Annotated in this window: 9 protein-coding genes; 2 read left to right on the forward strand and 7 right to left on the reverse strand. The window is 39.2% G+C overall.

The features are described from left to right. Positions 1–48 precede the first annotated feature (48 nt). From HMPREF9088_RS07545 to HMPREF9088_RS07555, 3 genes are all read right to left on the reverse strand, one after another. On the reverse strand, positions 49–552 hold the full coding sequence (locus HMPREF9088_RS07545; protein ID WP_007208604.1) for a DUF6287 domain-containing protein: 504 nt from the start codon (positions 550–552) through the stop codon (positions 49–51). 263 nt (positions 553–815) lie between these two features. Continuing rightward, positions 816–2,192 (reverse strand): hemolysin family protein, encoded by a 1,377-nt coding sequence (locus HMPREF9088_RS07550; protein ID WP_007208605.1) that lies wholly within the window; start codon positions 2,190–2,192, stop codon positions 816–818. A gap of 69 nt (positions 2,193–2,261) precedes the next feature. Continuing rightward, entirely contained in the window at positions 2,262–3,401 is a 1,140-nt protein-coding gene (locus HMPREF9088_RS07555; protein ID WP_007208606.1) for an AI-2E family transporter, read from the reverse strand. 135 nt (positions 3,402–3,536) lie between these two features. On the opposite strand from HMPREF9088_RS07555, the gene HMPREF9088_RS07560 reads away from it, so the two are divergent. After that, positions 3,537–3,974 carry a GNAT family N-acetyltransferase gene (locus tag HMPREF9088_RS07560; RefSeq protein ID WP_007208607.1) on the forward strand — a complete coding sequence of 146 codons (438 nt, stop codon included), beginning with the start codon at positions 3,537–3,539 and terminating at the stop codon, positions 3,972–3,974. 157 nt (positions 3,975–4,131) lie between these two features. Here HMPREF9088_RS07560 and ntdP read toward each other — a convergent pair whose 3' ends face one another. The 3 genes from ntdP to recX form a co-directional block, all read right to left on the reverse strand. Further along, positions 4,132–4,665, reverse strand: a complete 534-nt coding sequence (gene ntdP, locus HMPREF9088_RS07565) for a nucleoside tri-diphosphate phosphatase (protein WP_007208608.1) — start codon at positions 4,663–4,665, stop codon at positions 4,132–4,134. 103 nt (positions 4,666–4,768) lie between these two features. Further along, positions 4,769–5,914: an A/G-specific adenine glycosylase gene (mutY, locus tag HMPREF9088_RS07570; protein WP_007208609.1), complete on the reverse strand. Its 1,146-nt coding sequence runs from the start codon at positions 5,912–5,914 to the stop codon at positions 4,769–4,771. Beyond that, the gene (gene recX / locus HMPREF9088_RS07575) at positions 5,901–6,698 is read right to left on the reverse strand and encodes a recombination regulator RecX (protein ID WP_007208610.1); all 798 of its coding nucleotides are present in this window, start codon (positions 6,696–6,698) and stop codon (positions 5,901–5,903) included. Before recX ends, mutY begins: the two co-directional genes overlap by 14 nt. Before the next feature lie 94 nt (positions 6,699–6,792). On the opposite strand from recX, the gene rlmD reads away from it, so the two are divergent. After that, on the forward strand, positions 6,793–8,169 hold the full coding sequence (gene rlmD / locus HMPREF9088_RS07580) for a 23S rRNA (uracil(1939)-C(5))-methyltransferase RlmD (RefSeq protein WP_007208611.1): 1,377 nt from the start codon (positions 6,793–6,795) through the stop codon (positions 8,167–8,169). A 361-nt stretch (positions 8,170–8,530) separates the two neighbouring features. Here the strand turns inward: rlmD and HMPREF9088_RS07585 are convergent, their stop codons facing one another. Further along, positions 8,531–12,868 carry a PolC-type DNA polymerase III gene (locus tag HMPREF9088_RS07585; RefSeq protein ID WP_007208612.1) on the reverse strand — a complete coding sequence of 1,446 codons (4,338 nt, stop codon included), beginning with the start codon at positions 12,866–12,868 and terminating at the stop codon, positions 8,531–8,533. Positions 12,869–12,881 lie beyond the last annotated feature (13 nt).

Genomic DNA, 12,881 nt, shown 5'->3' on the forward strand with positions numbered 1-12,881 from the left:
AATGGTAAAAAAAGATTCCCTTTAGCAAGTAGCTTTTTCTTTTAAATTTTATTGGCGGTAGTAATAGGTTTCTGGTGAATAGTTTCCGCCTTGTTGCGCTATGACAACTCGTGGTCTAGATGTATCCGAGCGATCGCCGTCAGGATTTTCAAAGCCAATTTTAAATAATCCTAAGGCTGCACCCGTCGTACCATCAGTCAAACTGGCATATGGGATCGTACTCGTTTGATCCGAATTTTCCACGCCATGTACTGTTAAATTCTTATTTGTAGACCCATCAGAATAAATAATTAACGTATCTCCTGTACCATTTTCCCACGTACCTACTAAAGAAGCCAAATTATTATTGTTAATTTCTTCAATATTTAAATCTGTTTCACCTTGGTTTTCAGCTGATTCGGTTATCAATTCTTGACTACTGGTACTTGTTACTGAGGTAGTTGAAGTAGTGCTAGTCAGTTCACTTTTTGAAGTCGATGAGCTAGTTTCTTCGGCACTTTGACAGCCACTTAGTAAAAGTACTGGTACAAATAATAAAAATAGTTTTTTCATGTCCCTCCCTCCCAATTCGTGTTCTTGATTTTAACCATTCAATAAGATTATTCGTCTTATCTTTATTTTACTATATGAGTTGTGATATGGCGAAGTACAAAAAGGACGTGTGACAAACTTCTGTCACACGCCTTAACATACATAACCGATTTATAAAAGTTACTCCCTCAACATTCAGTCAAAAACTTGAGAAGCAATTTTCGGAATTTCGCGATTTATTGCTGAGAGCTTACTGGATAAGCCCTAATCTTTCTGCAATTTTTTTATCTTCTTGGCTCGTCATCCTCGAAGTCTTTTTTGAAGAAGCGACGTTCCTCCTCGGGATCTTCATTTTCTTCTTGAATTTCGCTAAAGACAACTTTTATTTTTAAGACACGGCTTCCTTCCATTTCTTCGGAAGTTAGCGTTATATTATCAACCTTAAATGATAACTTTTCACCTTCATCAGGAATCGTTCCTAATGCTGTAATCAAATAGCCAGCCATGGTATCTACATCCGACATGTGCAAATTCGTTTCAAATAATTCATTGAATTCATCAATTAACATCCGACCTTGGATAAGGTACTCTTGATCTGATATTTTCTCATATAGATTCTCAACTTCGTCTGTTTCGTCGTCAATCTCGCCGACAATTTCCTCTAATAAATCTTCCAACGTCACAATCCCTACCACACCACCATATTCATCTAATAGGATAGCCATTTGGTTTTGTGTTCGCTTCAATTCATATAATAAATCATCAATAAAGACAGTTTCTGGGACAAATAGTGGTTCTTGCAAGATTTCTTGTAGCACTAATTGATCAAAACCAACTTTGTAAGCTGCTTTTAATAAATTTTTGGTATGCAAGACACCAATGACTTTATCTTTGTCTTCATTATAGACTGGAATTCTAGAGAAGTTTTCTTGTAAGACTCTGGTTAAGATTTCACTTACTGAATCATTTACGTCTACCATAAATGCATCCGTACGAGGGACCATTACTTCACGTGCTACTTTTGTATCTAAAGAAAAGACACCTTGTAGCATTTCAAGTTCGTCATCCTCTAGGACACCTTCTGTTTCAAGCATATAACGCATTTCATCACGCGTCATTTTTTCGTCTACATCATCAAATTTCATTGGGGTAATTCTAGCCAATAAGCTTGTCGAAGCCGACAGCAACCATACGAATGGTTTCATCACGATTCCTATTGCTTGAATCACTCCTGAGGTAGCCTGTGCAATTTCTTCTGATTTGTTTAATGCCACTCGTTTTGGATAAAGCTCACCAAATACAATTGATACGTAGGTCAAAACAGCTAAAATAATCAGATTTGCAAGACTCTTTGCAACAGATGTGCCACCTAGTACTGGTGCCAACTTAGCCGTCAAACTCTCTGCCAAGGAAGCCCCTGACAAAATGTTTACTAAGGTAATCCCAACTTGGATTGTCGATAAGAAATTAGTGGGATTTTCAAGAATCTTCAACAACTTTTTGGATTTAAGATTTCCCTCTTCTGCTTTTTGTTCCACACGATTTTTGTTGATGGATACAACAGAAATTTCGGCGGCAGCCAGAAAAGCATTGATCAGTGTTAAAACAATCAAAATTAAAATTTGCGCTAAAAGCGACTGACTCTCGGGGTCAGCATTCATAGTTTTTTCTCTCCTTATTCATAAAAAAATAGTAAAAAAAAGCATGGATAAATCCATGCTAAAATCGTATCACAAAGATTCTTTCTTTGCAACAGAATCCTTTTTGCTCTCGTCATCTTTATGACTTCTGGCATCTTGAATCATTTTATAAACAAAAACAATAATTGTACGACAGATTGCATAGAAAGGTACGCCTAGAAAGATACCTAATAAGCCTGCTAAATTACCAGCTACTAGCAAAACGATGATAATTGTCAATGGGTGGATTGCGAGTGACTTGCCGATAACATTCGGATAGATGATGTTTCCATCTAATTGTTGCACGACTAAAACTACAATACAGCACAACAATGCTTTGAATGGATCATTGAAGATTGTTACCAAAACAGCTGGTAATAGACCGAAATACGGGCCCAGATAAGGAATCAAGTTAGCCAAACCAGCAATGACCCCAAATAAGAAGGCAAAATCGACACCAATCAGCCAATAACCTAAAAAAGTAAAGGTTCCGACAAAAAGACATTCAATCGCTTGACCACTAATATAATTCGAGAGTGTCTTATTAAGCTGTCCCATCAAGTCTGACACTTGGGAGCTACGTTTTGGTGATAAGACTTTTTCGACGTTTGGTACAAATTTATGACCATCTTTTAACATATAAAACAAAATAAATGGCGCGGTAATCACTATCATCGCCGCATTGGCAATTGTCGATACGATTGAGCCCAAGCTACTAGAAAGGCCACTTAAAAAATTTTGCAAAATTGATCCATATGAAAGGTTAAATTTATCAAGTTCCTCCATCACATCCACTTTTTTTAACCACTCTGTTTGTGAAATATTATAGAGCCAACTTTCCACATCTGAAACAAATGATGGGATATTTGTCGCTAGTTGGGCAATTTGGTTGACCAAATTCGGAATAACACTGACAACAATCAAGACTAGTGCCACTATTAATAAAATAAATACTAGGGCAATCGCTAAAATTCGTTTAAAGTGGAACCGCTCTGTTAATAAACTAACCACTGGGTTTAAGAGGTAATACAAAAACCCTGCAATTAAAACAGGTATAAATAAGGTAGAAAAAAATGTTCCTACTGGTTGAAACAAAAACCCAATCTTACTCAGTACGTAGATGAGTGTCGCACCAATCAAAATTTCTACAGACCAAAAAAGCAAATGTTGTCTCTTTTTTGAATTTAGCAATAGACTTCCCCCTTTTATAGACTTTATTATATGTTATTTAGGCATAAAAGAAAACTTTAGGGTCAATTTTCTACTTCTTTACAGTGTGAGAAAAAAAAGTGTATAGTTATCCTAATAAAACGATGAGGTGACCAGATGATCATAAGACAAACAAAAGATACGTTAAGCCAAATATATTTGGATGCATTAGCTTTACGAAAAGAAGTCTTTGTAGATGAACAAAAAGTGCCAGTAGAGCTAGAAATCGATCAAGATGAAGCACATGCGATTCATTTCGTATTGTATGAAGCAAGCCAACCGATAGCGACAGCGCGTATTCTAGAAAAAGCGAATGGTGTGGCAAAACTACAACGGATGGCTGTCAAAAAAACTGCTAGAGGAACCGGCAATGGTGCACTACTAATAAAAGAAATCGAAAAAAGATGTGAAGAACTAGCATTTACTCGTATTGAATTAGGCGCACAAGTAACCGCAGAAGGATTCTATCGAGCACTGGGCTTCAAACCCTTTGGTGACTACTTTCAAGATGCAGGTATCAAGCATATTGCTATGCAAAAAGCACTTACGGAGTAAAGTTGGTGTAGCTAATTCATCGTATAGCGTCAAAAAATAGCTATTAGCAAAAGACCATAGAATCTAAAAGTTTAAGAAACAACTTTCGAATTCTATGGTCTTTTTGCATGTAGCTGAACACTTCTGTCTCAGCTTTCTGGACTACTTTCATAGTCGATTATCTTTGTGACAATTGCTTATAGCGATCATACCAGATATCAACATACCCTTCAGAAAACGGCCCTTCCCCATTATTTATCCAATCAACCAAAATTTTGACATTTTCTTTCAAAATAAAGTCAATATCACGAGGATAGTGCATCATCTTCTTGTGTAGCTCGTATTCATCGACGTCAAGTAGGCGCTTTTCACCATCAGGAAATACTTTAATGTCCAAATCATAGTCAATGTATTTTAGTGCTTCTTCATCCAAAAGATAAGGCGAAGCTAGATTGCAATAATAAGAAACACCTTTTTCTCGAATCATCGCAATGACATTGAACCAATATTTTTTATGAAAGTATACAATGGCTGGTTCACGTGTAACCCAACGTCTACCATCTGATTCCGTGACCAACGTATGGTCATTTAATCCAATCATTGAATATTCGCTTGTCTTCAATACCATGGTATCACGCCACGTCCGGTGCAAATTGCCATCGTGTTTGTAGCTTTGAATGCTGACAAACTCTCCTTCTTTCGGAACTCGCATAGCAACCCTTCCCTCAGCGAAACATCAACGCAATAGTTTGGTGGAATCCACCAATATCAGTAATATTATAACAATAAAAAATTTTTTTGCCTAGCACTATTCTTTATTGTTTCCCATTTTTCTTCAATTGCTCGACAAGTTTCTGCTGGGGCTTTGGAAAGACATAATTAGTGAAGTCCTTTTGTTTGACCCAATTTAACTCTTGACTCACATCTTGACCAACTTTGCGACCATAAAACAAAAGTACGTGCCATTTTAAGTGACTAAAGATATGGGTCACTTCTCCTAAATGACGTGTTTGCCAAATGACATCACCATAATCTGGAAATGGCTCAATCGTCTCCTCTGCGACTAGATCTAGATCAAGCTGCTGGTCACTTTTATCCCATGTACGCTGAATGGTCCGGTACTCGTCCTCTGATACCTCTTGCATTGGAAAGAGCCACATATTGGCTAACAAACCTTCAGATAGCCGCTTCACTAAGGCAAACTCATGGTCCACATTCTCAATCGCCGCAGCCAAATAATACAGGTTCTTTGGTTTTTGTTTTTTTGATTTAACAGGAAAAGCAGTGGTCTGCTCCGTTTTATACGCATAACAAAAATTGATAAGCGGACAGCGCTGGCAATCTGGAGAAGTCGGCGTGCAAATACTCGAGCCTAAATCCATAAAGGCTTGATTCATCTCTCCAGGTTCCACCGGCGATAATATATCGCGCACATACGCGTCAAACACTTTCCGCGTGCTGGCTTTTGCGATGTCGTCAGTGATGCCAAATAGACGACTGGTGACGCGCATCACATTGCCGTCAATAGCCGGCTCAGCAATGCCAAATGCAATACTTGCAATCGCACCTGTAGTGTACGGCCCAATTCCCTTTAATTCACGAATCTCCGCGACCCTTTTTGGAAATTGACCCCCATACTCAGTGACAATTTGTTTGGCCGCGACTTGTAAATTCCTAGCTCGTGAATAATAGCCTAACCCTTCCCAGACTTTTAGTAATTTGTCTTCCGGTGCATTAGCTAAGTCCTGAATGGTAGGAAATTCTTTCATAAAGCGGTAATAATAACCAATGACCGTTTCAACTCTGGTCTGTTGGAGCATAATTTCTGAAATCCAAATCGCATAGGGATCTCGGTATTCCCGCCAAGGTAATTGGCGCTTCTCGCGATGGTACCAAATTAAAAAGGCCTCTTGAAAAGCGCTAATAGTTGCTTGTGACCAGTTCGTTTTATTCTGACTCATCTATACATTCCCTATCTATAAACTCTTGAATCTGCTCGATTGCAAATCCTTTCGCATATAAGCCTTGTTTTACTTTTTGTCTTCTTTTAACGAGCGACAAACGCTGATTTTTGCGCCAAAGCAACCAGCCCGCCTTCTCCAACGCCAAGTTTTCTTCTTGTTCATCTTCTTCAATCTCTATCTGTCCCATCACTTGTTCGATAACTTGAGATTGATAACCTTTTTGAAGCAAGCCTAACCGAATTTTTTGCAGTCGTTCGCGATGACTTTTGTGATGAATGCGCTGATTTAATTTCATCGCCGTGCGAAGTGCTAAGTCAACTTCACTTTGCTCGTCAAACAATTGGAGCGCATCTTGAATAATTGTTTCTTTTATCCCTTTTTGCTTCAGTTTTTGTTGAATTTGCTTTGGTCCTTTATCGGATAACGCAAGCTGAGTGCGGACATAGCTCTGCGCATAAAAAGTATCGTCAATCACCTGTAGTTCCGCGAGTCGCTCGATAATTTTTTTGCGATTTTCACTGGTAAATTCCTTTTCTTTCAAAAAGCGGTCGACTTCTTGGACTGTTCGCAATTGATAACTAATATAGTTTAAAGCAAGTTGCAACCCGCGATCATAGCTCGCTTTATACACAAGCTTGTCCCACTCGTCTGAGCTAAGTTCATTGTCTTTTATTAAGCGAAATTCCACTAGCAAATCTTCTGAGACAAGTAATGAAACATCATTGTCAAATTCTACTTGGTAGCTATCTTTTTTATGTTTGCTTACCTTTATGACTTTCATGCGCCCAACTCCAATCCTTTTTCAGTGTACCATATTTTTTTCGGCTCGGCATGTATGTTACAATTAGAAGAATACAATTTCAAAGGAGCTTTCAATGATACAAGCAGCAATCAAAAAAGGGCAAACAGTCCAACTAAAAATCAAACGATTAGGCATAAACGGGGAAGGAATCGGGTATTTTCGTAATCTAATTCTATTCATTCCAAACGCCCTACCTGGTGAAGAAGTCGTGGCGACAGTAACCAACGTTTCGCAAAAATTTGCTGAAGGCCAAGTCACTAAAATTGTCAAAAAAAGCCCCAATCGTATCACACCACCTTGCCATGTTTATGAAGAATGCGGGGGCTGTCAACTACAACATCTATCCTACAACAAGCAACTGGTATTTAAGCGGGATTTACTAAAGCAAGCACTGCAAAAATTCAAACCAAAAGGCTACCAAGAATTTGACTTACGACCAACGATTGGCATGGATGATCCTTGGCATTACCGTAATAAAGCTCAATTCCAACTAAGATATTCTAATAAGCGTCAACGAATTGAAGCTGGACTCTATCGTCCGAATAGTCACGAACTAGTGCCGATTGATGATTGCTTAGTTCAAGAGCCGCAAACGCAGCAAGTCCTAAACACAACGGTCCAACTCTTAAACAAATACAACGTACCTGTTTATGACGAGAAGAAAAACAGCGGCATCTTTCGGACATTGATGGTGCGAATTGGTGTCATAACCAATGAACTACAACTTGTCTTTATTACCAATTCAGAAAAATTTCCATCCAAACAAGCACTAATAAGAGAACTGACGACTCGTTTACCAAACGTCGTATCAATCATGCAAAATATCCAAAACAAAAAGACTTCGCTCGTAATGGGTGAGAAAACGGTCAACCTTTGGGGCAAAGATACAATTGAAGAACAAATCAACGAAGTAACGTTTGATTTATCCGCACGCGCCTTCTTCCAATTAAATCCTTATCAGACAAGTGTTCTCTATCAAGAAGCCATTCGTGCTCTTGACTATCAGTCGTCAGATACTGTCATTGACGCCTATTGTGGTGTCGGAACAATTGGTTTAAGTGTCGCCCCATTTGTTAAACAAGTCCGTGGCATGGATACCATTTCGCAAGCAATTACCGATGCCAAAAAAAATGCCCAACGAAAAGGACTTACAAATACGCACTATGAGACTGGCACCGCTGAAGATCTGATTCCAAAATGGGTGAAAGATGGCTACCATGCAGATGCCATCGTCGTTGACCCACCACGCACCGGTTTGGATGACAAATTATTACAAACCCTCTTGCGTCACCCTAGCAAACGGTTGGTCTATGTCTCTTGTAACGTCTCCACCCTCGCACGTGACCTCGTACAACTGGCAAAAGTCTATCGTGTTGATTATTTGCAATCTGTCGATATGTTTCCCCAGACTGCTCGCTGCGAAGTCGTCGTAAAACTAACTAAAAAATAGGTTGTGATAAAAGCGTCTAGCTCTACGCAATAAGTCAACAATTCTAAAAATTGCTCTTCAAATTTTTAAGAAGTTTTGACTTATTGTTAAGAGAGCTGCTTTTAGAACACCGCTTAAAATAGGTTGTAATAAAAGCGTCTAGCTCCGCGCAATAAGTCAGAAATTCTAAAAATTGCTCTTCAAATTTTTAAGAAGTTTTGACTTATTGCAAAGAGAGCTACTTTTAGAACAATTCTTAATTAGGTTGTGACAATAGCAGTTTTGTACTGCAAAAAAAACCATAAACGCCAAAAGTTTGAGACATAACTTTTTGGATTTTACGGTCTTTTTGCTTCGTGTTGCATCATTCTGTCTTGTTTTTTTACAACATATCAAACAAACTAAGTTGGTTTTCATCTGGTAAATCTTTTAAGACACCATTATCTGTCATGTATTCAATCAAGGTTTTCGAAACTTTCCCCCGATTCGCTAAATCTTCTTTAGATAAGAATGGACCATCCTTACGCGCTTCGACGATTTGCTTAGCAACACTTAGCCCCAAACTAGGAACAGCGCGAAACGGTGCAATCAATGTATCACCATCAATAACAAAGTTTTCAGCATCTGATTTATATAAATCAATCATCCCAAAGTTATACCCTCGCTCTAGCATTTCATTACAAAGTTCAAGTACGGTCAAGAGATTTTTTTCTTTGGTCGAGGCATCCATTCCTTTGTCATTGATTTCTTTCATCAAATCTTTCACTGCTTGTTTTCCCTTACTCATCGCCACCAGATCAAAATCGGCCGCGCGAACTGAAAAATACGCACAGTAATAAAGAATCGGGAAATACACTTTAAAATATGCAACCCGTAAGGCCATCAACACATACGCCGCAGCATGGGCTTTCGGGAACATATATTTTATTTTTAAACAAGAATCAATGTACCACTCTGGCACATTTTGTTTGCGCATCTCTTCTTGCCAATCATCAGGAATACCTTTTCCTTTACGGACACTTTCCATGATTTTAAACGCTAGCCCATCATCCAAGCCCGCATGAATTAAGTAAACCATAATATCATCCCGACAGCCGATGACATTGGCTAAGTTCGCCTCACCACGACGAATCAACTCTTCAGCGTTGCCTAACCAAACATCGGTTCCATGTGATAAACCAGAGATTTGTAATAATTCCGCAAACGTTGACGGATGGGTTTGCTCAAGCATACCTCGGACAAACCGTGTTCCAAATTCAGGAATACCTAACGTCCCCGTCTTTGAATAGATAGCCTCTTGCGTTACACCTAAGACATCTGTCCCTTCAAAAATTTTCATCACTTCGGGGTCATCAGTCGGAATGGTTTTCGGATCAATTCCAGATAAATCTTGTAACATACGAATCACTGTCGGATCATCATGACCGAGAATATCAAGCTTTAAGATGTTGTCATGAATGGAATGGAAATCAAAGTGAGTGGTTTTCCATTCCGAGTGAATATCATCTGCCGGAAATTGAATCGGTGTGAAATCATACACTTCCATATAATCAGGAATAACAATGATTCCCCCTGGATGCTGACCGGTCGTTCGCTTGACACCCGTCGCACCTTTAGCGAGTCGGTCAATTTCCGCACCACGAAAATGCAAATTGTGGTCTCTTTCATAGCCTTTTACAAAGCCATACGCCGTTTTGTCAGCAACCGTACCAATCGTCCCTGCACGATACACATAATCTTCACCGAATAAGACTTTTGTATAATTGTGGGCTTCAGGTTGATATTCACCAGAAAAATTCAAATCAATATCTGGTACTTTGTCGCCATGGAAACCTAAAAAGGTCTCGAAAGGAATATCATGACCGTCTTTTTTAAGTCGTGCATCACATTTCGGACATTTCTTTTCAGGCATATCGAATCCTGAGCCAAACGAACCGTCTTCATAAAACTCAGAGTACTGGCAGTTTGGACAATAGTAATGCGGAGCTAATGGATTCACCTCAGTAATACCAGTCATTGTTGCTACAAAACTAGAACCGACTGATCCCCTAGAACCTACAAGATAGCCATCTTGATTACTTTTATGCACCAATTTTTGAGAAATAAGATAGATAACAGAAAACCCATTACCGATAATCGAATGCAATTCTTTTTCGAGGCGTTTTTCTACGATATCTGGCAAAGGATCACCATACAATTCTTTGGCTCGAGTATAACTTAATTGCGTAATTTCTTCTTCAGAACCAGGAATTTTAGGCGTATACAACTTATCTTTGACTGGCACTACTGTCTCACATCGGTCGACTAACGCATTCGGATTGGTCACAACGACCTCTTGTGCACGCTCACTACCTAAAAAGTCAAACTCTCGCAGCATATCATCAGTTGTACGGAAGTGCACTTTGGGTAGACTATGACGATTTAAAGGATTGGCCCCACCCATGGAATTAATCAGTATTTTGCGATAGATACTGTCTTCTTCATTCAAGTAATGGACATTTCCGGTCGCTACTACCGGTTTATTTAATTCATCACCAATTTGTATTAAGTTAGTAATAATTTCTTCCAAATCAGCTTCGTTTTTTATTAATTCTTGCTCAATTAATGGTGCATACACGGGTTTTGGCATGATTTCAATATAATCATAAAATTCTGCCAGCTTTTTCGCAGCTTCGACCCCTTTTTGCATCATCGCAACAAAGACCTCTCCTTTGTCACAGCCTGATCCGACAATCAATCCTTCACGCAGCTTGACTAATTCAGAGCGTGGAATTCTAGGAACCTTATCATGGAAATAAGTGACATTGGACATTGAGATTAATTTAAATAAGTTTTTCAACCCTTTTTGCGTCTGTACCAAAATCGTCGCATGAAATGGTCTCGCCGCCCGATAACTATTTTCTCCGCCGACATGGCGATTAAGGTCTTCATGTAAAAACATCTTGTGATGCTCCATTGCCTCTTTCACAAAAATCCAAGCCAAATGCCCTGTCGCTTCCGCATCGTAAATCGCACGGTGATGTTGTTCGAGACTTACACCGAATTTTTTTGACAAGACACCTAAACCAAACCGTTTAAATTCCGGATAAAGGTAGCGGGCTAGCTCGAGTGTATCAATCACGGGATTTTCCGCTTCAGGAATACCATATTTTCGATAACTAGTATTCAAAAAGCCCATATCAAATGACGCATTATGTGCGACCAAAACCGCTCCTTCTGAAAATTCGCGAAATAGACGCAATACTTCTTCTTCCGATTTTGACCCACGAACCATTTCATCCGTAATTCCAGTCAAATTGATGGTAGTATTCGATAATGGGTGCCCAGGATCAATAAATTCATCAAAAGATGCTTCTACATTCCCTTTGTGCATTTTCACCGCGGCTAATTCAATAATCGTATCGTAAACAGCTGACAGTCCCGTTGTCTCCACGTCAAAGACGACATAAGTTGCATCGGCTAGTGGCGTTGGTTTTGGATTGTATGCCACTTGGACACCGTCATCGACAATATTTGCCTCTACCCCGTAAATCATTTTAATTCCGGCTTTTTTAGCTGCTTGGTGAGCATCAGGAAAAGATTGTGCGCCTCCATGATCGGTAATAGCGATGGCTTTATGTCCCCACTTAGCTGCTTGGGCCACGAAATCTCCGACTTTATTTGTTGCATCCATTTGGCTCATATTGGAATGCACGTGTAGTTCAACCCGTTTTTGATCCTCAGGTGCACGATCGACTCGTTGTGCATGAGTGACTTCCACCAAATCTTGGGCATTCATGACCAAATCACGCATAAACGTATCTTCTTGGATGCTTCCTCTGACTTTTAGCCATTTTCCAGTTTGAATTGCATCAAATATCTGTTCATCTTTTTCACCAGATGAGAACTTTTTAACAATAAAGGAAGACGTGTAGTCAGTAATTTTTAAAATCAAAATTTTTCTTTTCGATCGTAATTCGCGGACTTCTTTATCGAAAATGTAGCCTTCGATCGTAATTCTACGCTCTTCTTCCAAAATATTGCCCATTGGTGTAATTAATTCTTCTTTCGGAATAGCTCTTCCTAACGCAATCGGACCATCATAGGCTGGACCATCTTTCTCTGCGGCTTTGGCTCTTTGTTCATGCAAAGCAACTGCCTCTGCAGCTTGCTTCATAAAAATTTCTTGTTGGTTTTTTTTGCGTTCCTCGTGCGCCTCTAAATCTTGCAGTGCTTGTGTTTGATCAAATTCTGCGACAAAGCGCAATTTCGGAAAGCCAGCTTGTTGAAACAGCTGAGCTAAGGTTGGAAAATACTGCTGCATTACTAAAGAGATAGCCGATTCATTGGCTACTTTAATGGTCACCTGATCATTTGCAACAGTGGGAATGCAGTCTTTTACTACCTGCTGAATAAACGGTGTAGCAAATGGTTGGTTTTCATTAATAAATTGCCAATACTCAACTAACTGTGTGCCATCATAAGCATGATTTGTCGCTTCTATCTGTAACTCGACTGTTGCGATTTGTTGAAAAGCTAAAGTTAAATTTTGTAAAAAAATCTGATACAGGTCAATCGGTAAAATTTCCGCAAATAAAAGTTGAAACGTCCATTTTCTTGATTCGGTATGGACGAGAACTTGTTTTAATTGTCCGCTTTTTAAGAGCGGTGTGTTTTTAATTGATTCTGGTAGTTGCATTTGCTCCAGAAGTATGTCATATTTTGCTTTTTGATTTTCCAAAAAGTACGCCTCC

Origin of the sequence: Enterococcus italicus DSM 15952, assembly GCF_000185365.1 — a bacterium.
GTDB classification, from domain to species: Bacteria; Bacillota; Bacilli; order Lactobacillales; family Enterococcaceae; genus Enterococcus_G; species Enterococcus_G italicus.

Bases quoted from the DNA above. Each gene is read 5' to 3' on its own strand.
- HMPREF9088_RS07550 (WP_007208605.1), bottom strand. From the start codon at position 2,192: ATGAATGCTGACCCCGAGAGTCAGTCGCTTTTAGCGCAAATTTTAATT.
- ntdP (WP_007208608.1), bottom strand. From the start codon at position 4,665: ATGCGAGTTCCGAAAGAAGGAGAGTTTGTCAGCATTCAAAGCTACAAA.
- HMPREF9088_RS07560 (WP_007208607.1), top strand. From the start codon at position 3,537: ATGATCATAAGACAAACAAAAGATACGTTAAGCCAAATATATTTGGAT.
- recX (WP_007208610.1), bottom strand. From the start codon at position 6,698: ATGAAAGTCATAAAGGTAAGCAAACATAAAAAAGATAGCTACCAAGTA.
- rlmD (WP_007208611.1), top strand. From the start codon at position 6,793: ATGATACAAGCAGCAATCAAAAAAGGGCAAACAGTCCAACTAAAAATC.
- mutY (WP_007208609.1), bottom strand. From the start codon at position 5,914: ATGAGTCAGAATAAAACGAACTGGTCACAAGCAACTATTAGCGCTTTT.
- HMPREF9088_RS07545 (WP_007208604.1), bottom strand. From the start codon at position 552: ATGAAAAAACTATTTTTATTATTTGTACCAGTACTTTTACTAAGTGGC.